The organism is Paraburkholderia sp. MM6662-R1 (assembly GCF_050436245.1).
GTDB lineage: Bacteria > Pseudomonadota > Gammaproteobacteria > Burkholderiales > Burkholderiaceae > Paraburkholderia > Paraburkholderia tuberum.
On sequence record NZ_JBNDLV010000004.1, the window covers coordinates 1,369,148 to 1,390,409 of the forward strand.

Sequence of the window (21,262 nt, forward strand, 5' to 3'; positions counted from 1 at the left end):
CCGCCGCAAAATCCCGCAAACCCTTGCTCGACAAGGAGTGTAGGAGTCGAAACAGACAAAGTCAACAGTATCTTATGTCTTATATAAGACACATCTATCGCGGGGAAAACCCTAGACGTGTCCCAGCCCTTTATGATGAAATGCGCGCATGAATTCGAACCCGGCGAATCCTGTGAACCCGAATGGCCAAGGGGCCGCCGGCGAAGGCGTATCCGCTGTTTCCGCTGCCGCGTCGCCTACCTTCAGCCCCTTATATCAGCAGATCAAGGGCTTGATTACGCAGAGCCTCGAAAGCGGCGAATGGAAGCCGGGCGAGATCATTCCTAGTGAAGTCGAACTGGCCGCGCGTTTCAAGGTGAGTCAGGGTACGGTGCGCAAGGCGATCGACGAACTCGCCGCCGACAACCTGCTGGTGCGCCGCCAGGGCAAGGGCACCTTCGTTGCAACGCACAACGAAGAGCGCGCGCAGTTCCGTTTCCTGAGATTGCTCGCCGACGACGGCGCCGAGCATCCGCACGTGAGCCGTCTGCTCGAATGCCGGCGGCTGCGCGCATCGGCGGAAATCGCGCGGCAGCTCGATCTGAAGCCGGCCGATCCGGTCGTGCTGATCAAGCGTTTGCTGCAGTTCGACGGCGAAGTCACCGTGCTCGACGAAATCTGGCTGCCCGGCGTCGTGTTCCGCGGGCTCACGCTCGAGCGGCTGTCGGAGTACAAGGGTCCCCTCTACGCGATGTTCGAGACGGAATTCGGTACCCGCATGATTCGCGCGACGGAAAAAATCCGCGCGGTCGCGGCGGAGCCTTCCGTGGCGGACCTGCTGCATGTGCCGGCGGGTTTTCCGTTGCTGTCGGTCGAGCGCGTGTCCTATACCTATGGGGACCGGCCGGTCGAAGTCCGGCGAGGTTGGTATGTCACAACCGGGTATTACTATCAGAACGATCTGAGCTGAATCGGGCTGAAACGAGGCGCGGCGTCCCACACGCGTGCCAATCGGAAGGCGCTTTTAATGCGCGCGCCGCAAAGGACCCAGCGTGGTTTTCGCTGCAGCGCGATATAAAAAGGCGCTAAAATTGCGGATTAGTGTGACTACATAGTAGGGGTCTAGCATGGCAGAAGCCGTAAAAAAACCGAGGCCGGAATTCCGGAACATCGGTATTGGGCAAATACTGACGGCATACCGTCTCCCGCTGGCGGGGCGCGTGTCGATTCTGCATCGCGTGAGCGGTGCCTTGTTGTTTCTCTTCCTTCCGTTCCTGCTGTTCCTCTTCGATCAGAGCCTGACTTCCGAACTGAGCTTCGAAGTATTCAAAGGCTTCCTCTCCAACATCATCGTCAAGCTGATCACGCTGGTTCTCGCGTGGGCCTTCCTGTTCCACTTCTGCGCCGGCATCCGTCACCTCGTGATGGATACGAATCATGATGCCGTGTCGAAAGAGAAGGGCAAATCGACCTCCATCGTGGTGATCGTCGTGTCGTCGCTGCTTACCATCGCATTCGCGGCAAAACTGTTCGGAGCATTCTAAAAAATGTCAGCCAATAACCGAATCGGTTCGAAGCGTCTCGTCGTCGGCGCGCATTACGGTCTGCGCGACTGGCTCGCGCAACGCGTCACCGCGTGCGTGATGGCGGTGTACACGGTGATTCTGCTCGCGTGGTTCTTCCTCGCGCGCGACTTTTCGTACGACGGCTGGGCGTCGATCTTCGCGACGCAGTGGATGAAGCTCGCCACGTTCGTCACGCTTCTCTCGCTGTTCTACCACGCGTGGGTTGGTATCCGTGACATCTGGATGGATTACGTGAAGCCCGTTGGCACGCGTCTCGTCCTCCAGGTGCTGACGATCCTCTGGCTGCTCGCATGTGCGGGCTACGCTGCGCAGATTCTCTGGAGAGTATAAAAGCATGGTTGCAATCAAGAATTCTCTGCCGCGTCGCCGCTTCGACGTCGTCATCGTCGGCGCGGGCGGCTCGGGGATGCGCGCGTCGCTGCAACTCGCGCGTGCCGGTCTGTCGGTCTGCGTGCTGTCCAAGGTGTTTCCGACGCGTTCGCACACGGTCGCGGCCCAAGGCGGCATCGGCGCTTCGCTCGGCAACATGAGCGAAGACAACTGGCACTACCACTTCTACGACACGATCAAGGGCTCCGACTGGCTCGGCGACCAGGACGCGATCGAGTTCATGTGCCGTGAAGCACCGAACGCCGTCTACGAACTCGAACACTTCGGCATGCCGTTCGACCGTAACGCAGACGGCACGATCTATCAGCGCCCGTTCGGCGGGCACACCGCGAACTACGGCGAAAAGCCGGTGCAACGCGCCTGCGCGGCGGCTGACCGTACCGGTCACGCGCTGCTGCACACGCTGTACCAGCAGAACGTTGCTGCCAAGACGCAATTCTTCGTCGAATGGATGGCGCTGGACCTGATCCGCGACGCCGACGGCGACGTGCTCGGCGTGACCGCACTGGAAATGGAAACCGGCGACGTCTACATCCTCGAAGGCAAGACCACGCTGTTCGCCACGGGCGGCGCGGGCCGGATCTTCGCGGCATCGACCAACGCGTTCATCAACACCGGTGACGGCCTCGGCATGGCGGCCCGTTCGGGCATCGCGCTGCAGGACATGGAATTCTGGCAATTCCACCCGACCGGCGTGGCCGGCGCGGGCGTGCTGATCACCGAAGGCGTGCGCGGCGAAGGCGGTATTCTGCGTAACTCGAACGGCGAGCGTTTCATGGAACGCTACGCGCCGACGCTGAAGGATCTGGCGCCGCGCGACTTCGTTTCGCGTTCGATGGACCAGGAAATCAAGGAAGGCCGCGGCGTGGGTCCGAACAAGGATCACGTGCTGCTCGACCTGTCGCACATCGGTGCCGAGACGATCATGAAGCGTCTGCCGTCGATCCGCGAAATCGCGCTGAAGTTCGCGAACGTCGACTGTATCAAGGAGCCGATCCCGGTCGTGCCGACCATCCACTACCAGATGGGCGGTATTCCGACGAACATCAACGGCCAGGTCGTCGGGACGCCGCGCGGCCCCGAAGAAGTCGTCAACGGTTTCTACGCAGTGGGCGAATGCTCGTGCGTGTCGGTGCATGGCGCAAACCGCCTTGGCACGAACTCGCTGCTCGACCTCGTGGTGTTCGGCCGCGCTGCCGGCAACCACATCGTCAAGCACGTGAAGGAACTGAAGGAACACAAGCCGCTGCCGGCCGATGCAGCCGACTTCGCGCTGTCGCGTCTGGCGAAGCTGGACAACTCGTCGTCGGGCGAGTACGCACAGTCGGTCGCGAACGACATCCGCGGCACGATGCAGAAGCACGCTGGTGTGTTCCGTACCTCGGCTCTGCTGTCCGAAGGCGTCGAGGCCATCCGTGAAGTGGCGGCACGCGTCGACAACATCCATCTGAAGGACAAGTCGAAGGTGTTCAACACGGCTCGCATCGAAGCGCTCGAAGTGGCGAACCTGATCGAAGTGGCACGCGCCACGATGGTCTCCGCCGAAGCGCGCAAGGAAAGCCGCGGCGCGCACGCGCAGAACGACTTCGAACATCGCGACGACGAAAACTGGCTGCGCCATACGTTGTGGTTCAGCGAAGGCGATCGCCTCGACTACAAGCCGGTTCACATGAAGCCGCTGACCGTCGAATCGGTTCCGCCGAAAGCGCGTACCTTCTAAGGCACAAGTCAAAGGAATTCAGAGAAATGGCCAAGCGTACATTTGAAATTTACCGCTACGATCCGGACAAGGACGCCGCTCCGCGCATGCAGACGTACGAGATCGAAATCGACTCGCACGAACGCATGCTGCTCGACGCGCTCATCAAGCTGAAGGCGCTCGACGAAACCCTGTCGTTCCGTCGCTCGTGCCGCGAAGGCGTGTGCGGTTCGGACGCAATGAACATCAACGGCAAGAACGGCCTCGCGTGCCTGACGAACCTGAACGACCTGCCGCAGAAGATCGTGCTGCGTCCGCTGCCGGGCCTGCCCGTCGTGCGCGACCTGATCTGCGACTTCACGCAGTTCTTCAACCAGTATCACTCGATCAAGCCGTACCTGATCAACGATACGCCGCCGCCGGAAAAGGAACGTCTGCAGTCGCCGGAAGAACGCGACGAGCTCGACGGCCTGTACGAATGTATTCTGTGCGCGAGCTGCTCGACGTCGTGCCCGAGCTTCTGGTGGAATCCGGACAAGTTCGTCGGCCCGGCTGGTCTGCTGCAAGCCTACCGCTTCATCGCGGATAGCCGCGACGAGGCAACCGGCGAGCGTCTCGACAACCTGGAAGATCCGTACCGTCTGTTCCGTTGCCACACCATCATGAACTGCGTCGACGTTTGTCCGAAGGGCCTTAACCCTACCAAGGCAATCGGCAAGATCAAGGAATTGATGGTTCGCCGCGCTGTCTAGTATCAATGAGCTCCGCGCTCCCTGGCGCGCGCTGTCCCCGAGAGGGCGGTCAGTGCGCCCGGGCGCGGCGCGGGGTGTACCGACATGACCGAAACATCGCATCAGTCCGACCCCCTCCGCCGCGCGCGTCTTCGCTGGCGCGCACGGCGGGGCCTGCTGGAAAACGACCTGATTTTCGAGCGTTTTTTCAGCCGATATGAGCATGACCTCAGCGATGCCGACGTGGGCGCACTCACGCGCCTGCTCGAGCTGAGCGATAACGACCTGATGGACTTGCTGCTCGCGCGCAAGGAACCTGAAGGCGATCTGGCCGACCCGGACGTGGTCCGGGTTCTGGAGTTGCTGCGCAACGCTTGAGCGCCGCCAGTCCGTTGTTCCAGGCGTGCAATTATCGAAACCCTGTATCCATACTTCGATTGAGGATGTGCTATGACCCCGTCAGATGTTAAAGCCACGCTATCGTTCAGCGACAATTCGCCGAGCGTCGAAATGCCGATTTACAAGGGCACGATTGGCCCGGATGTGATCGACATTCGCAAACTGTACGGCCAGACCGGCAAATTCACGTACGACCCGGGCTTCATGTCGACGGCGGCGTGCAATTCGGCGATTACCTACATCGACGGCGACAAGGGCGAACTGCTCTACCGCGGCTACCCGATCGACAACCTCGCGCAAAACGCCGATTTCCTCGAAACCTGCTACCTGCTGCTGAACGGCGAGCTGCCGAACCAGAAGCAGAAGGTCGAATTCGTCGGCACCGTCACGAAGCACACGATGGTGCACGAGCAGATGCAGTTCTTCTTCCGCGGCTTCCGCCGCGACGCGCACCCGATGGCAATTCTGGTCGCCGCGGTCGGCGCGCTGTCCGCGTTCTATCACGACTCGCTCGACATCAATAACCCGCATCACCGCGAAGTGTCGGCGATCCGTATGATCGCGAAGCTGCCCACGCTGGTCGCGATGGCGTACAAGTACAGCATCGGCCAGCCGTTCGTGTATCCGAAGAACGACCTGTCGTACAGCGCGAACTTCATGCGCATGATGTTCTCGAACCCGTGCGAAGAGTACGAGGTCAACGACGTGCTGGTGCGCGCGCTCGACCGTATCCTGATCCTGCACGCTGACCACGAGCAGAACGCGTCGACGTCGACCGTGCGGCTCGCCGGTTCGTCGGGCGCGAATCCGTTCGCGTGTATCGCGGCGGGTATCGCGTGTCTGTGGGGCCCGGCGCACGGCGGCGCGAACGAAGCCGCGCTGACCATGCTGGAAGAAATCGGCTCGGTCGACAACATTTCTGAGTTCATCAAGCAGGTGAAGGACAAGAACTCGGGCGTGAAGCTGATGGGCTTCGGCCACCGCGTGTACAAGAACTACGACCCGCGCGCGAAGCTGATGCGCGAGACCTGCTACGAAGTGCTCGAAGAGCTGGGCCTGCACGACGATCCGCTGTTCAAGCTCGCGATGGAACTCGAAAAGATCGCGCTCGAAGACGAATACTTCGTGTCGCGCAAGCTGTACCCGAACGTCGACTTCTACTCGGGCATCGTGCAGCGCGCGCTGGGCATTCCGACGTCGATGTTCACGTGTATCTTCGCGATGGCACGCACGGTCGGCTGGATCGCGCAGTGGAACGAAATGATCGCCGATCCCGAGCAGAAGATTGGCCGTCCGCGTCAGCTGTTCATCGGCGAGACGCTGCGTGAAGCGAAGCCGATCGCACAGCGCTGATCGCTGATCGACCTCAATACGCGCGCTTCGCAGCGGCATTCGTGCCGTGCAAAAGCGCGAAATTGGAGTGAATAAAACGCCTCGACGGGTTTACCGTTGGGGCGTTTTCCGTTTCGGCGGCAGCTACGCGTCGCGCATGCGGCGCATTGGCGTCGCTGGGGCCAACGCTTGCCGGGTAACGACGATACAGGTATTGCCACTACCAGCCAACTCCATGTTTTTTATCGGTTTTTTCGTCGGCTGAGCAGCCCATCGCGGTGTGCAGCGTGGCATAATCAATCGACACAGTCAGCCCGCAGTCACTACTACTCCGCATACCATGGCACAGACTCTCTACGACAAATTGTGGAACACGCACGTGGTCCACACGGAAGACGACGGCACCACGATTCTCTACATCGACCGTCACCTGCTGCATGAAGTGACCAGCCCGCAGGCGTTCGAAGGCCTGAAGATGGCCGAGCGTCCGGTGTGGCGCATCAGCGCGAACCTGGCCGTGTCCGACCACAACGTGCCGACCACGGACCGCAGCCACGGCATCGCCGATCCGGTGTCGAAGCTGCAGGTCGACACGCTCGACGCCAACTGCGACGCCTTCGGCATCACACAGTTCAAGATGAACGACCTGCGTCAGGGCATCGTTCACATCATCGGGCCGGAACAGGGCGCCACGCTGCCGGGTATGACGATCGTCTGCGGCGACTCGCACACGTCCACGCACGGCGCGTTCGGCGCGCTCGCGCACGGCATCGGTACGTCGGAAGTCGAGCACGTGCTGGCCACGCAAACGCTGCTGCAGAAGAAGAGCAAGAACATGCTCGTGAAGGTCGAGGGCCAATTGCCGCGCGGCTGTACCGCGAAGGACATCGTGCTCGCGATCATCGGCAAGATCGGCACCGCGGGCGGCACCGGCTACGCGATCGAATTCGGCGGCTCGACGATCCGTTCGCTGACAATGGAAGGCCGCATGACGGTCTGCAACATGGCGATCGAAGCGGGCGCGCGCGCCGGCATGGTCGCCGTCGACGACACCACGGTCGAATACCTGAAAGGCCGTCCGTTCTCGCCGCAGGGCGTCGAGTGGGATCACGCGGTCGAGTACTGGAAGCAGTTCAAGTCGGACGACGGAGCGCATTTCGATCGCGTGGTCGAGTTGAACGCCGCCGAAATCGTGCCGCAGGTCACCTGGGGCACGTCGCCGGAAATGGTCACGCCGATCGACGGCCGCGTGCCGGATCCGGAGCGCGAAAAGGACCCGGTCAAGCGCGACGCGATGGAGCGCGCGCTCAAGTACATGGCGCTCGAGCCGAACGCGCCGATCGAGTCGATCAAGCCGGATAAAATCTTCATCGGGTCGTGCACCAACGCGCGCATCGAAGACATTCGCGCCGCGGCTTATGTCGTGAAGAAGCTCGGCCGTCGGGTCGCGCCGAACATCCGTCTGGCGATGGTCGTGCCGGGTTCGGGTCTCGTGAAGGCGCAGGCGGAGCGTGAAGGCCTCGACAAGGTCTTTACCGAGGCCGGTTTCGAATGGCGCGAGCCGGGCTGCTCGATGTGTCTGGCAATGAACGCCGACCGGCTCGAGCCGGGCGAGCGTTGCGCGTCCACGTCGAACCGCAATTTCGAAGGTCGTCAGGGCGCTGGTGGCCGCACGCACCTGGTGAGCCCCGCGATGGCCGCGGCTGCGGCCATCGAAGGGCATTTCGTCGACATTCGCAAGCTCGGATAAATCGCATGATGAAGAACATGAATCGCATCACTCTGTTGCGCCGCTTCGCACTCGGCACGTTCGCCGGGCTCCTGCTCGGTCTTGCCGGCTGCAACACGGTGCACGGATTCGGCCAGGACATGTCGCACCTCGGCAATTCGATCAGCAATCACGCTGAGAAATAAGCGGTTTTTGATTTTTGCCGGCGATACGGCGCGGGGGTTCCAGCCGCCAGTCGCATCGCCCGGTCCTGAACAGGCGCAAGCGTCATGGATAAATTCATCGTACACACCGGCGTCGTGGCGCCGCTCGATCGCGAGAACGTCGACACGGACGCGATCATTCCGAAGCAGTTCCTGAAGTCGATCAAGCGCACCGGTTTCGGTCCGAATGCGTTCGACGAATGGCGCTACCTCGACCACGGCGAACCGGGTCAAGACAACTCGAAGCGTCCGCTGAACCCGGATTTCGTGCTGAACCAGCCGCGCTACCAGGGCGCCTCGGTGCTGCTCGCGCGCAAGAATTTTGGCTGCGGCAGCTCGCGCGAACACGCGCCCTGGGCGTTGCAGCAATACGGCTTTCGCGCGCTGATCGCGCCGAGCTTCGCGGACATCTTCTACAACAACTGCTTCAAGAACGGCGTGCTGCCGATCGTGCTGACCGAACAGCAGGTCGATCATCTGTTCAACGAGACGTATGCGTTCAACGGCTTCGAGCTGACGATCGACCTCGAAGCGCAAGTCGTGCGCACGGCCGACGGCGGCACCGAATATCCGTTCGAAGTCGCTGCGTTCCGCAAGTATTGTCTGCTGAACGGTTTCGACGACATCGGCCTCACGCTGCGTCACGCGGACAAGATCCGCCAATTCGAAGCGGAGCGTCTCGCGAAGCAACCGTGGCTGAACCATCGCCTCGTCCGCTAAGCAAAACCGTGAGGGCGTTAGGGGCGTGAAGTCCGCGCGCCAATGTCGGTTTGCGCCAGAAAGATCCGAAAAAATCATCAAGGAATTCGCATGAAGATCGCAGTGTTGCCGGGCGACGGCATCGGTCCCGAAATCGTCAAGGAGGCCGTCAAGGTCCTGAACGTGCTCGGCGAGAAGTTCGAACTCGAAGAAGCGCCGGTCGGCGGCGCAGGCTACGAAGCGAAGGGCCACCCGCTGCCGGACTCGACGCTCGCGCTCGCGAAGGAAGCCGACGCGATCCTGTTCGGCGCGGTCGGCGACTGGAAGTACGACAAGCTCGAACGCGCGCTGCGCCCTGAGCAGGCGATTCTCGGTCTGCGCAAGCACCTGGAACTTTTCGCGAACTTCCGTCCGGCGATCTGCTACCCGCAACTGACGGGCGCGTCGTCGCTGAAGGAAGAGATCGTTTCGGGTCTCGACATCCTGATCGTGCGCGAACTGAACGGCGACATTTACTTCGGCGCGCCGCGCGGCGTGCGTACGTCGCCGGACGGCCTGTTCGCCGGCGCAAAGGAAGGCTTCGACACGATGCGCTATTCGGAACCCGAAGTGCGCCGCATCGCGCACGTCGCATTCCAGGCGGCGCAAAAGCGCGGCAAGAAGCTCACCTCGGTCGATAAAGCCAACGTGCTCGAAACGTCGCAGTTCTGGAAGGACGTGATGATCGACGTGTCGAAGGAATACGCGGACGTCGAACTGTCGCACATGTACGTCGACAACGCCGCGATGCAGCTCGTGAAGGCGCCGAAGTCGTTCGACGTGATCGTGACCGGCAACATGTTCGGCGACATCCTGTCCGACGAGGCGGCCATGCTGACCGGCTCGATCGGCATGCTGCCGTCGGCATCGCTCGACAAGAACAACAAGGGCTTGTACGAGCCGTCGCATGGCTCCGCGCCGGATATCGCCGGCAAGGGCGTGGCCAATCCGCTCGCCACGATCCTGTCGGCCGCGATGATGCTGCGCTATTCGCTGAACAAGGCGGAGCAGGCCGATCGCATCGAAACCGCGGTGAAGAAGGTGCTCGAACAGGGCTATCGCACCGGCGACATTCTCACGCCGGGTTGCAAGCAGATCGGCACCGCCGCGATGGGCGATGCCGTCGTGGCCGCGCTGTAAAACGCGTGTACCGCATGCGCTCGCAGAGCGAGGGCATGCGGTGGTCAGGTCAACGATACTGGCCTTTTAAAAACGCGAATCGGGCCTTGAAACAGGCCGATTTGCGCGTCATACGGCGAAGAACGCCCGCCGGTTTTCCGTTTTCGTGTATATTGTTTTGATGGCTCAGATCTCCCAAATCTCCTCGATTTCCAAAATGCACGGCACAACGGCCCGTGCGATCGAGTTCGCCATTACCGTCAAAACCATTACCCCGAAAACGATCACGAAGCGCTGATCGTCCGTCGTGCCCGCCCATCTTCCCCGCGCGGTCACTGCGGGCAAAGACGCGGGGAAGTTTCCATTCGAAGGGTATGAAGTCATGAACGTAGGTCTCGTAGGTTGGCGCGGCATGGTCGGCAGCGTCCTGATGCAACGTATGCAGCAGGAAGGCGATTTCGACTTGATCGAACCGGTGTTTTTCAGCACCAGCAACGCGGGCGGCAACGCGCCTTCGTTCGCCAAAAACGAGACCAGGCTCAAAGATGCGACAAGCATCGACGACCTGAAGAAGTGCGACGCGATCATTTCCTGCCAGGGCGGTGACTACACGAACGAAGTGTTCCCGAAGCTGCGCGCGGCGGGCTGGAACGGCTACTGGATCGACGCGGCATCGTCGCTGCGCATGAAGGACGACGCGGTCATCATTCTCGACCCGGTCAACCTCGACGTGATCAAGAACGCGCTCGTCAAAGGCCAGAAGAATTTCATCGGCGGTAACTGCACGGTCAGCCTGATGCTGATGGCATTGGGCGGCCTGTTCCGCGAAAACCTCGTCGACTGGATGACGGCCATGACTTATCAGGCCGCATCCGGCGCGGGCGCGCAGAACATGCGCGAATTGCTGTCGCAAATGGGCACGCTGCACGGCGCGGTGAAGAACGAACTGGCAGACCCGGCTTCGGCGATTCTCGACATCGACCGCCGCGTGCTCGAAGCGATGAACAGCGACAGCATGCCGACCGGCCACTTCGGCGTGCCGCTCGCGGGCTCGCTGATTCCGTGGATCGACAAGGATCTCGGCAACGGCATGTCGAAGGAAGAGTGGAAGGGCGGCGCGGAAACCAACAAGATCCTCGGCAAGCCGGCCATGGGCACGCCGGGTTCGATTCCCGTCGATGGTCTGTGCGTGCGGATCGGCGCAATGCGCTGCCATTCGCAAGCGCTCACGATCAAGCTGAACAAGGACGTGCCGCTCGACGAAGTGAACAGCATCCTCGCGTCGGGCAACGACTGGGTCAAGGTTGTGCCGAACGAACGCGAAGCGTCGATGCGCGATCTGTCCCCGGCGGTTGTCACCGGTACGCTGACGGTGCCGGTCGGCCGCGTGCGCAAGCTCGCGATGGGCGGCGAGTATCTGTCGGCCTTCACTGTCGGCGATCAGCTACTGTGGGGCGCGGCTGAACCGCTGCGTCGTATGCTTCGCATTGTGCTCGACAAGTAAAGTAAACTACGCGCTCACGACGCGTAGACAACTCAAGAAGCGTCGCGCTTGCGCGGCGCTTTTTCATTGTGTGCTCCGATCATCTTGTCTCTTTCCACTCGCAAAAAAGGCTGCGCGCTGACGCGCCCAGGAGTCCCGATGAACTTTCGACGCTCCGCTCTTCGGGCTATGTCCATTCGTCACGAGAAGGTGCGATTCAGCAGCCGTCCGGCGGCGATGGCCGCTTGTGCCACTTTCGCCCTTGCGCTGCTCGGCGGTGGCGCGGGCAATGCGCTTGCCGCGCCGGCCAGTGCCACGAGCGCGCCGGATGCCGCTTTCGCTGTCAGTTCCACTACCGCTGTCGTTGCTGTCGCTGCGGGCTCTCAGTACACCGTACACGCAGGGCAGTCGCTGAACGATGTCGCGATCGCTATTACGCAGTCGCATGACCGGGCGGTACTCGCGCGCGCTACGCACGCATTGTTCGACACGAATCCGGCCGCGTTCATGAATCACGATCCGAGCCGGATGCGTGTAGGAGCGGTGTTGATCGTGCCGGCGCTCGATGCGTCGGGGGCCTTGGCGGTTTCGTCGACTGGGGCCGCGGCAGGGGCGTCGGAGTCCACGGCGGCTGCGCCCGCTGCCGCGCCGACTGCCGCGCCGGCCGCGGCGGCTGCCGCCAGCACGGCGAGTGCAGTCGCGCAGGTCAACGCCGCCGCCGCGAGTGCGGCCAGCGCGGCGGCTCAAGCGACGACGCCAGCCGCATCCACGGTTTCCGGCGCGGCCAGCGCGGCGGCGGGCGGTGCGGTTTCGTCCGCGCCAGTGGCCGGTTCGGCGCCGGTGGCGACGAGTGGCACGCGGGAATGGGCCGGATCGATTCAACCGGCGGCGAGCGCGCCCGCCGGACAAGCGCCGTCGGCAGCGACCGCGGCCGCGCAGGCGGCTTCGCAGCCGCATCCGCAGGTGTCGAGTCTGCAGCAATTGCTGGCGCTGAAAAACCGCGTGCTGATGGAGTTGCAGAAGCACGGTATCGGCGGGGCGCCCGTCGCTTCAGGCCCAACGCCGACGAGCGCTGCGCAGCCGGCACCGGCAGGTTCCGCGGCGACCGTGGCCGCGGCGCCGGAGCATGCGAATGTGACGACGTCGCCGTCGAATGAAGGCGGCATCTCTCAGCGCGATTTGAGCATCGCGGCGGCCGTGGGCGCGGCACTGATCGTTCTGCTCGCTGCTCTGCGCATGGGTCGCCGCAAGCGCGATAAAGAGGCCGCGGCACGGGCTGCCCAGGCAACTGATGCGGAAATGGCGAGATCCGCGCGTGAGGCCGATTCGCGCAATGGCAGCGCGGCGGCGGGGCAGGCCGCGGTCACGGAAGGATCGGACGCGCAAGATCAAGAGGTTGCACGGCAGGCCGCAGCAGCAGAGCATGCGGCTGCGGAACGTGCGGCAGCCGAGCAAGCCGCAGCAGAAAGCGCGGCAGCCGAACGTGCAGCAGTCGAGCAAGCCGCAGCGGAAAGTGCAGCAGCCGAACAGACGGCAGCGGAGCGAGCCGCAGCAGAGCGAGCAGCGGCCGGAGAACACGCCGCGGCGGAACGCGCAGCAGCCGAACAAGCAGCAGCACGCGTCGCCGCCGAACTTGCGGAAGCGGAACGCATAGCAGCAGAACGCAGCGCATCCGAGCGCGCCGCAGAAGAACAGGCGGCACAGCAAGCAGGCACGCCCGAACCTACTGCACCGACGGCGCCACTCGCCAGCATCCCGCTACCCAGCCAAAGCGAACTGTCCAGCGATCCACCGGCGGTCGCACCCGCCCATGACGAGACGCTGCGCTCCGCCGCGACGGCCGCCAATCTCGCCGCCGCGGCAGAACTCGGCGCCGACGCGTTGCCGTTGGGACCGCTCGAACCGGTTGGCGCCGCGACGCAGGACGAGAACGCGCATCGCCTGCAATGGGACGAGGAACCCACAGAAAGTCCGACCGCAGAGAAAACAACAGGCACGACGACAACCCCGAGCCCAAGCGCCGCGGAACCGCCCTCGACAGCGTCGCACACCGCGACGGCCGAACCGCAGTCCCCCTTGAACGTTCCACCCCCAGTGATCGATTTCACGCAACATCAGATCGAACCGCGCGCCACTACGTCGTTCGGTCAGCCGTTCAGCGACATCCCCGTGCCGACGGAACGCGCGCCGTCCGCGCCGACCGAGTTCCCGCGCGAGGCCGTCGACGCGTTCGGCAGCCTCAACATGCCGCTGCCACCGCGCATCGACGTGCCCACCCTCGGCGAAGCGGAGCTTTCCACGTCGCTTTCGACGCAACCGGTCGCATCGCCCGACACGACCGCGCAGCAGGCCTTCGGCGTCCATGGCGCGGACGACGACGCCCCGCACATCGCCGACCAGATCGCCGCCGGCACAGCCGGCCACGGCGCCGTCGCGGGCCTCGGCGCGGCCGGCTTCGGCGCGCTGAAGCTCGACTTCGACCTCGAGTTGCCGCCGAGCCCGGCTCAGCCATTGCCGGCCTTCACACCGGCCGATCTCGGCCGCATCGCGCGCAACAAGCTGGAGTTGGCCTCCGAGTACATCGAGCTCGGCGATCTGGCGGGCGCCCGCGCGCTCATCAACGAAGTGATCGAAGCAAACGATCCAGCCACGCGCACCGAAGCCCGCGCGTTGCTTTCGACTCTCGCACCGCTGTCGTGAAGCGCATCGCATTAGGCGTGCAATACGACGGCGCCGCGTTCACTGGATGGCAGTCGCAGCCGCACGGCAACACGGTACAGGACGAGCTCGAACGGGCGCTGCGCGAATTCATGCGCAGGCCCGTGCAGACGGTGGTCGCCGGCCGCACCGACCGCGGTGTGCATGGCTTGGGTCAGGTCGTGCATTTCGACACCGACCTCGATCGTCTCGAGATCTCCTGGGTGCGCGGCCCGAACGCGTTTCTGCCGAAGACGATCGGCGTGCAATGGGCCAAGCCGATGCCCGACGATTTTCACGCGCGGTTTTCGGCATTCGAGCGGACCTATTACTACGTGCTGTACGTAAGTCCGGTTCGCTCGCCGATGCTCACGACGCGCGCCGGCTGGGTGCACACGCCACTCGACGTCGACGCGATGCGCTCGGCCGCCGAGCACCTGATCGGCGAGCATGACTTTTCGGCGTTTCGTTCGTCGCAATGCCAGTCGAAGACGCCGTTCAAGCACCTGTACCAGATCGACGTCAAACGACAGGGTAACTTCGTGCATTTCCGCTTCCGCGCGAACGCGTTCCTGCATCACATGGTGCGCAACGTCATGGGCTGTCTGATCGAAATCGGCAGCGGCCGCCGCCCGGCCGCGTGGATGGCCGACGTGCTCGCGAGCCGTAGCCGCGATTGCGCGGCGCCGACCTTCATGCCCGACGGCTTGTACCTCGCGCAAGTGGGCTATCCTGAGCAATTCGGCGTGCCCGACCCGGCGACGGGCAGCGTGCCGTGGAGCAGCGTATGGACCGAACAACCGGAAACATGAAAGCAGCAGAGAACCCCGCCATTCAGACCGACGCCACCGCCTTGCAAGGCGTGCCACATCGCACGCGCATCAAGCTGTGCGGACTGTCGAAACCCGTCGACATTGCACACGCGATCGACCTCGGCGCCGACGCGATCGGCCTCGTGTTCTATCCGCCGAGCCCGCGCTCGGTGAGCGTCGCGCAAGCGGTCGAACTCGTGCACGAGGTGCCGCCGTTCGTGTCGGTCGTCGGTCTGTTCGTCAACGCGACGGCGGAATGGATTCACGAAGTCGCGAGCAACGTGAACCTGACGCTGTTGCAGTTCCACGGCGACGAGACGCCTGAGCAGTGCGAGGCGCTCGCCGGCGTTGCGGGTTTGCCTTGGTTGCGCGCGTTGCGAGTTGCGGCGGATACTCGAGCGGCCGATTTGGTAAAATCGGCATTCAACTATTCAGCAGCTAGTGGTCTTCTATTCGACACCCATGTCGAAGGCTACGGCGGCGGTGGGAAGGTTTTCGATTGGTCACTTATTCCAGCAGAGCTCGCGCGTCGGGCCGTTTTGAGTGGTGGGTTGAACGCGCAAAACGTCAGTGATGCGATCCATCGCGTGCGCCCGTACGCGGTCGATGTCTCGAGCGGCATCGAAGTAGCGGGCGCCCGGGGCGTGAAGGATCACGCCCGGATGGCGGCGTTTGTACGCACGGTGCGCGCTGCGGACGCTGAATGATTCAGGCTCGCGGGCGCTTTCCGATGAAAGCCGCGAGCCATCCTGAGAAAAGTGATCACCATGTACAACTTGCCTGACGAAAGAGGCCACTTCGGCCAATTTGGTGGTGTGTTCGTCGCCGAAACGCTGTTTTCCGCACTCAACGAGTTGCGTGAAGCGTACGAGAAATATCAGAAAGACCCCGAGTTCGTCGCCGAATACGAGCGCGAATTGAAGTATTTCGTGGGTCGCCCGTCCCCGATTTATCACGCCCAGCGCTGGAGCGAATTGCTCGGCGGCGCGCAGCTTTATCTGAAGCGTGAAGACCTGAATCACACCGGCGCGCACAAGATCAACAACGTGATCGGCCAGGCGCTGCTCGCCAAGCGCATGGGCAAGCCGCGCGTGATCGCGGAAACCGGCGCCGGTCAGCACGGCGTGGCCACGGCGACAATCTGCGCGCGCTTCGGTATGGAGTGCGTGGTCTACATGGGCGCCGAGGACGTGCGCCGCCAGGCCGCGAACGTTTATCGCATGAAACTGCTCGGTGCGACGGTCGTGCCGGTCGAATCGGGGTCGCGCACGCTGAAGGACGCGCTGAACGAAGCGATGCGCGACTGGGTCACCAACGTCGAAAACACGTTCTACATCATCGGCACGGTTGCGGGTCCGCATCCGTACCCGATGATGGTGCGCGACTTCCAGCGAGTGATCGGCGACGAATGCCGCGTGCAGATGCCAGAACTCGCTGGCCGCCAGCCGGACGCCGTCATCGCGTGTGTTGGCGGCGGTTCGAATGCGATGGGGATCTTTTACCCGTATATCGACGATAGTTCCGTGCAGTTGATCGGCGTCGAAGCGGCCGGCGACGGCCTCGAAACGGGTCGTCACGCGGCATCGCTAATCGGCGGTAGTCCCGGCGTGTTGCACGGTAACCGCACGTATCTGCTGCAAGACGAAGACGGCCAGATCATCGAGACGCATTCGGTGTCGGCAGGCCTCGACTACCCGGGTGTCGGCCCCGAGCACGCGTGGCTAAAAGAGAGCAATCGCGCTCAATACGTAGGCATCACCGACGAAGAAGCCCTGAAGGCGTTCCACGATTGCTGCCGCATCGAGGGCATTATTCCTGCGCTGGAGTCGAGCCACGCGCTCGCTTACGCTACGAAACTCGCGCCGACCTTGTCGAAAGACAAGATTCTGCTGGTCAACCTGTCGGGCCGCGGCGACAAGGACATGCACACGGTCGCTGAGCGATCGGGTATCCAGTTCTGAGCCGCGACGATGCGCGACGAGTTCGACGAGCCGCAGCCGGCGATTGAATCCACGAATCCGGCCGCCGAAGTCCCGGCGGCCGCGGCATCCGCACCGCTGCTGGCGCAGGTGCCTGCGGGCATTCAGCTATTGAACCGCGATTTTCTAACCGATGTAGCGAACATTCCCGATGAGTCGATCGACCTGATCGTCTGTGATCCGCCTTATGGGTTGGGGAAGGACTATGGCAACGACTCGGACATGCGCACGGGCGAGGAATTTCTCGTCTGGACGCGCGGCTGGCTCGAGCTCGCTGTACCGAAGCTCAAGCCAACAGGGTCGCTCTATATCTTCTGCACCTGGCAATACGCGCCGGAAATCTTCAGTTTCCTGAAGACGAAACTCACGATGGTCAACGAAATCATCTGGGACCGGCGCGTGCCGAGTATGGGCGGCACCACGCGCCGCTTCACGTCAGTGCATGACAACATCGGTTTTTTCGCCGTGTCGAAGGACTACTTCTTCGATCTCGATCCCGTCCGCATCCCGTACGATGCAGTCACGAAGAAGGCGCGTTCGCGAAAGTTGTTCGAAGGAAGCAAGTGGTTGGAGCTTGGCTATAATCCGAAGGATGTCTGGTCGGTATCGCGTCTGCATCGGCAGCATGCCGAGCGCGTTGCGCACCCAACCCAGAAACCTCTGGAAATCGTCGAGCGGATGGTACTGTCCTGCTGCCCGAAGGGCGGCCGCGTGCTCGACCCATTCATGGGCAGCGGCACCACCGCAGTCGCTTGCGTCCGTCATCAGCGCGAATTCGTCGGCTATGAGATCAACGAGAGCTATTGTGCGATAGCGCGCGAGCGCGTCAGCGCCGCCGCTACGCCTGCTGCGCCCCGTCGGACCCGAGCCAGGCCAAAAGTGCAGCCGCCGACCGAAGTGCAGTGAAAAGCGCGAGATGCGCCGCTAAGTTCGCTGAAAAGCGCGCGGCAATGGGCGCGCAATAGCCCTAATTCGAGAGTACTTCCATGTCCCGTATCAAGAACACGTTTGCCGCGCTGTCCGCCCAAGGTAAGAAAGGCTTGATCCCGTTCATGACCGCTGGCGACCCGGACCCGGCTCGCACGGTCGAGTTCATGCACGCCCTCGCCGCCGGCGGCGCCGATGTGATCGAACTAGGCGTGCCGTTTTCCGACCCAATGGCAGACGGTCCTGTCATTCAGCAGTCGTCTGAACGCGCGCTCGCGAAGGGCGTGTCGCTACGCCATGTGCTGGCCGACGTCAAACGCTTCCGCGAAGCCGACGACAAAACCCCGGTCGTGCTGATGGGCTATGCGAATCCGATCGAGCGAATGGGCGCCGAGGCCTTCGCGAAAGCCGCGAAGGAAGCCGGTGTCGATGGCGTGCTGGTGGTCGACTATCCGCCTGAAGAGTGCGCAAACTTCGCGGAACAGATGCAATCTGCCGGGATCGATCCGATCTTTTTGCTCGCGCCGACTTCAACCGACGAACGTATCGCCGAAGTCGGCCGCATCGCTAGCGGCTACGTCTACTATGTGTCGCTGAAAGGGGTCACCGGCGCCGCAAATCTGGACGTTTCCAGCATCGCGAGTAAAATCCCGGCCATCAAGTCGCGCGTCCCCCTGCCGGTGGGCGTCGGTTTCGGCATTCGCGACGCGCAAACGGCGCGTGCGGTGGGCGAGGTGGCCGATGCCGTCGTGATCGGCAGCCGTATCGTTCAATTGCTCGAACAGGCAGCGCCCGACGCCGCTGCCGAGACGCTCACGCGTTTCGTTGCCGAGGTGCGCGAGGCGCTCGATAGCGTTGCGACTGCCCGATAACAGTTATTTTTTGTCGCGGTAACGTGAGCGGCGGGCTCGTCCCGCCGTTCGCGCGACTGCTGACCCAGAAGGATTCCCTATGAGCTGGCTCGATAAGCTGCTGCCGCCGAAAATCAAACAAACCGATCCGAAAAACCGCAAGGGAATTCCGGAAGGCCTGTGGATCAAGTGCCCGTCGTGCGAAGCCGTGCTGTATCGCAACGACGTCGAGGCCAATCTGCATGTTTGCCCCAAGTGCGACCATCACATGCGCATCGGCGCACGTGAGCGGCTCGACAGCCTGCTCGATCCGGAAGGCCGCTACGAAATCGGCCAGGAAATCGTTCCGGTCGACGCGCTGAAGTTCAAAGATAGCCGCAAGTACCCTGAGCGCATTAAAGAGGCGATGGACGAAACCGACGAGACCGACGCAATGGTCGTGATGGGCGGCGCGATTCACACGCTGCCGGTCGTCGTGGCGAACTTCGAGTTCTCGTTTATGGGCGGCTCGATGGGTTCGGTGGTCGGCGAGCGTTTCGCGCGCGGCGCGCAGAACGCGCTCGAACAGAAAGTGCCGTTCATCTGCTTCACCGCTTCGGGCGGCGCGCGGATGCAGGAAAGCTTGCTGTCGTTGATGCAGATGGCAAAGACCACCGCGATGCTCACGAAGCTGGCGGAAGCCCGGCTGCCATTCATCTCGGTGCTGACCGACCCGACGATGGGCGGCGTGTCCGCGAGTTTCGCATTCCTCGGCGACGTCGTGATCGCCGAACCGAAGGCGCTGATCGGCTTTGCTGGTCCGCGCGTGATCGAACAGACCGTGCGCGAGAAACTGCCGGAAGGCTTCCAACGCGCCGAGTTTCTGCTGCAAAAGGGCGCGATCGACATGATTGTCGATCGTCGCAAGCTGCGCGAAGAGATCGCGCAATTGCTGGCGCTGTTGAGCCATCAGCCGGCGGACGCGGTCGCGTAAAAGCCGGGCAGCACCGCATTTGCCGCTCTTTCGCCGCGCTGTCGAAGACGCGGTGGAGCCAGAGAAGCAATCAAAAAATAGCGCGCCGCGTGAGCAATCAAGCGGCGCGCTGTCATTTCCAGGATAATTACCGTCGCCTGCGATGCGGCAGCGGTCGAAGCCGAAGCTGGCGCGGCTCAAGGCGCGGGTTTGTGCGCATAAACCGCGCAACGGCCTACGCCCATGACCGGCGACCCGCGACCCTCGACCGCAACCGCCTGACCAGCACCCTTCGCAGCACTGCAGAACCGAACTACCGCGACTCACTCAAGATTCACCCGATGACGACATTCCCCACTCTCGACGCGTGGCTCACGCACCTTGAATCCGCGCATCCGGTCGGCATCGACATGGGTTTGGGCCGCATCTCCCAGGTACGCGATGCGATGCAGCTATCGTTTGCGTGCCCGATCATCACGGTGGGCGGCACGAACGGCAAAGGCTCGACCTGCGCGATTCTCGAAGCGATCCTGCTGCGCGCGGGCTATACGGTCGGCTGCCACACGTCGCCGCATCTGCTGTCGTTCAACGAGCGCGCGCGTATCAATGGGGCAATGGCAAGCGACGCAGATCTGCTGCCGCACTTCGAAGCCGTCGAGGCCGCGCGCCAGAGCCTCGCCAAACCGGTCACGCTGACCTACTTCGAATTCACGACGCTAGCGATCATGAGCCTGTTCGGGTCGCGCGGCCTCGACGCGGTGATTTTCGAAGTTGGCCTCGGTGGCCGTCTCGACGCGGTCAATATCCTCGATACCGACTGCGCGATCATCACGAGCATCGATATTGACCACACCGACTATCTCGGCGACACGCGCGAAAAAATCGCGTTCGAAAAAGCCGGTATCTTCCGTCCCGGCAAGCCCGCGATTTGCGCGGACCCGGTGCCGCCGCAATCGTTGATCGATCACGCGGAAAAGATCGGGGCGCAATTGTGGTTGTTCGGCCGCGATTTCCGTTACGAAGGCCAGGCCGGCAGCGAGCGACAGCAGTGGAGCTATGTCGGCCCGACGCTGCGGCGCTCGGCGCTCGCGTATCCATCGCTTCGCGGCGCGAATCAGCTGATCAACACGTCGGCGGCGCTGGCCGGGCTCGAAGCTTTGCGCGACCGTCTGCCGGTGTCCGCGCAGGACATCCGGCTCGGCATCGCCAACGTGGATCTTCCGGGCCGTTTCCAGGTACTGCCGGGCAAGCCGTCCATCGTGCTCGACGTCGGCCACAATCCGCATGCCGCCGCGGTGCTCGGGCAGAACCTCGGCAACATGGGCTTTTTCCCGTACACGTACGCGGTGTTCGGCGCGATGCGCGACAAGGACATCGCCGGCGTGCTAAGTCATCTGAAAGGCGAGATCGATCACTGGTGCGTGACCGATCTGCCGACCCCACGCGCCGCGTCCGCGCAAGAGCTGGAAACCGTGTTGCGCGAGCTGGGCGTGGAAGACGGCGCCGACAGCAGCGTCATGCATTACGCGACGCCGGCGCAGGCTTTCCAGGACGCGCTAAAACGTGCGTCAGAGAATGATAGAATCGTGGTTTTCGGCAGTTTCTATACGGTAGCGGGTGTGATGGCCTACCGGAAATCGCAGCAACACTGAGCGG

Annotated in this window: 21 protein-coding genes; 20 read left to right on the forward strand and 1 reads right to left on the reverse strand. The window is 62.8% G+C overall.

Annotated features, from left to right (window positions below; genetic code table 11):
• Positions 1-148: 148 nt before the first annotated feature.
• The 11 genes from OKW39_RS36240 (at position 149) to leuB (ending at position 9,926) form a co-directional block, all read left to right on the forward strand.
• Positions 149-949, forward strand: coding sequence for a GntR family transcriptional regulator (locus OKW39_RS36240; protein ID WP_184038002.1), 801 nt, complete (start codon positions 149-151; stop codon positions 947-949).
• A gap of 157 nt (positions 950-1,106) precedes the next feature.
• On the forward strand, positions 1,107-1,523 hold the full coding sequence (gene sdhC, locus OKW39_RS36245) for a succinate dehydrogenase, cytochrome b556 subunit (RefSeq protein WP_090808277.1): 417 nt from the start codon (positions 1,107-1,109) through the stop codon (positions 1,521-1,523).
• Between the two features lie 3 nt (positions 1,524-1,526).
• Positions 1,527-1,895 carry a succinate dehydrogenase, hydrophobic membrane anchor protein gene (gene sdhD, locus OKW39_RS36250; RefSeq protein ID WP_184038008.1) on the forward strand — a complete coding sequence of 123 codons (369 nt, stop codon included), beginning with the start codon at positions 1,527-1,529 and terminating at the stop codon, positions 1,893-1,895.
• A gap of 4 nt (positions 1,896-1,899) precedes the next feature.
• Positions 1,900-3,675 (forward strand): succinate dehydrogenase flavoprotein subunit, encoded by a 1,776-nt coding sequence (sdhA, locus tag OKW39_RS36255; protein WP_184057561.1) that lies wholly within the window; start codon positions 1,900-1,902, stop codon positions 3,673-3,675.
• A 26-nt stretch (positions 3,676-3,701) separates the two neighbouring features.
• Positions 3,702-4,406: a succinate dehydrogenase iron-sulfur subunit gene (locus tag OKW39_RS36260; RefSeq protein WP_090808286.1), complete on the forward strand. Its 705-nt coding sequence runs from the start codon at positions 3,702-3,704 to the stop codon at positions 4,404-4,406.
• Positions 4,407-4,490: 84 nt separating this feature from the next.
• On the forward strand, positions 4,491-4,763 hold the full coding sequence (locus tag OKW39_RS36265) for a succinate dehydrogenase assembly factor 2 (RefSeq protein WP_018424116.1): 273 nt from the start codon (positions 4,491-4,493) through the stop codon (positions 4,761-4,763).
• Between the two features lie 72 nt (positions 4,764-4,835).
• Positions 4,836-6,137, forward strand: a complete 1,302-nt coding sequence (gene gltA, locus OKW39_RS36270; RefSeq protein ID WP_090808288.1) for a citrate synthase — start codon at positions 4,836-4,838, stop codon at positions 6,135-6,137.
• A 319-nt stretch (positions 6,138-6,456) separates the two neighbouring features.
• Complete coding sequence (gene leuC, locus OKW39_RS36275; protein ID WP_184036019.1) at positions 6,457-7,866, forward strand: 3-isopropylmalate dehydratase large subunit; 1,410 nt, start codon at positions 6,457-6,459, stop codon at positions 7,864-7,866.
• 5 nt (positions 7,867-7,871) lie between these two features.
• Positions 7,872-8,030, forward strand: a complete 159-nt coding sequence (locus OKW39_RS36280) for an entericidin A/B family lipoprotein (RefSeq protein ID WP_018424119.1) — start codon at positions 7,872-7,874, stop codon at positions 8,028-8,030.
• 84 nt (positions 8,031-8,114) lie between these two features.
• A complete protein-coding gene (gene leuD / locus OKW39_RS36285; protein ID WP_090808294.1) occupies positions 8,115-8,768 on the forward strand; it encodes a 3-isopropylmalate dehydratase small subunit in 654 nt (217 codons plus the stop codon).
• A gap of 90 nt (positions 8,769-8,858) precedes the next feature.
• Positions 8,859-9,926 carry a 3-isopropylmalate dehydrogenase gene (gene leuB / locus OKW39_RS36290; RefSeq protein ID WP_090808296.1) on the forward strand — a complete coding sequence of 356 codons (1,068 nt, stop codon included), beginning with the start codon at positions 8,859-8,861 and terminating at the stop codon, positions 9,924-9,926.
• Positions 9,927-10,091: 165 nt separating this feature from the next.
• Here leuB and OKW39_RS36295 read toward each other — a convergent pair whose 3' ends face one another.
• Positions 10,092-10,289: a hypothetical protein gene (locus OKW39_RS36295; RefSeq protein WP_429564825.1), complete on the reverse strand. Its 198-nt coding sequence runs from the start codon at positions 10,287-10,289 to the stop codon at positions 10,092-10,094.
• On the opposite strand from OKW39_RS36295, the gene asd reads away from it, so the two are divergent.
• The 9 genes from asd (at position 10,288) to folC (ending at position 21,258) form a co-directional block, all read left to right on the forward strand.
• Entirely contained in the window at positions 10,288-11,409 is a 1,122-nt protein-coding gene (gene asd, locus OKW39_RS36300) for an aspartate-semialdehyde dehydrogenase (RefSeq protein WP_090808298.1), read from the forward strand. The two genes, OKW39_RS36295 and asd, sit on opposite strands and share 2 nt — an antisense overlap.
• Before the next feature lie 138 nt (positions 11,410-11,547).
• Positions 11,548-14,088, forward strand: a complete 2,541-nt coding sequence (locus tag OKW39_RS36305; protein ID WP_429564826.1) for a FimV/HubP family polar landmark protein — start codon at positions 11,548-11,550, stop codon at positions 14,086-14,088.
• Positions 14,085-14,897, forward strand: a complete 813-nt coding sequence (truA, locus tag OKW39_RS36310) for a tRNA pseudouridine(38-40) synthase TruA (RefSeq protein ID WP_429333083.1) — start codon at positions 14,085-14,087, stop codon at positions 14,895-14,897. The genes OKW39_RS36305 and truA overlap by 4 nt, the downstream gene beginning before the upstream one ends.
• Complete coding sequence (locus tag OKW39_RS36315; protein ID WP_429565486.1) at positions 14,894-15,604, forward strand: phosphoribosylanthranilate isomerase; 711 nt, start codon at positions 14,894-14,896, stop codon at positions 15,602-15,604. Before truA ends, OKW39_RS36315 begins: the two co-directional genes overlap by 4 nt.
• A gap of 60 nt (positions 15,605-15,664) precedes the next feature.
• Positions 15,665-16,858, forward strand: coding sequence for a tryptophan synthase subunit beta (trpB, locus tag OKW39_RS36320; protein WP_090808306.1), 1,194 nt, complete (start codon positions 15,665-15,667; stop codon positions 16,856-16,858).
• Between the two features lie 9 nt (positions 16,859-16,867).
• Positions 16,868-17,782, forward strand: a complete 915-nt coding sequence (locus OKW39_RS36325; RefSeq protein ID WP_429333082.1) for a DNA-methyltransferase — start codon at positions 16,868-16,870, stop codon at positions 17,780-17,782.
• Positions 17,783-17,862: 80 nt separating this feature from the next.
• Positions 17,863-18,675 (forward strand): tryptophan synthase subunit alpha, encoded by an 813-nt coding sequence (trpA, locus tag OKW39_RS36330; protein WP_184036040.1) that lies wholly within the window; start codon positions 17,863-17,865, stop codon positions 18,673-18,675.
• 79 nt (positions 18,676-18,754) lie between these two features.
• Complete coding sequence (accD, locus tag OKW39_RS36335) at positions 18,755-19,627, forward strand: acetyl-CoA carboxylase, carboxyltransferase subunit beta (RefSeq protein WP_090808311.1); 873 nt, start codon at positions 18,755-18,757, stop codon at positions 19,625-19,627.
• Positions 19,628-19,947: 320 nt separating this feature from the next.
• Positions 19,948-21,258, forward strand: coding sequence for a bifunctional tetrahydrofolate synthase/dihydrofolate synthase (gene folC / locus OKW39_RS36340; RefSeq protein ID WP_429564827.1), 1,311 nt, complete (start codon positions 19,948-19,950; stop codon positions 21,256-21,258).
• Positions 21,259-21,262: the final 4 nt, after the last annotated feature.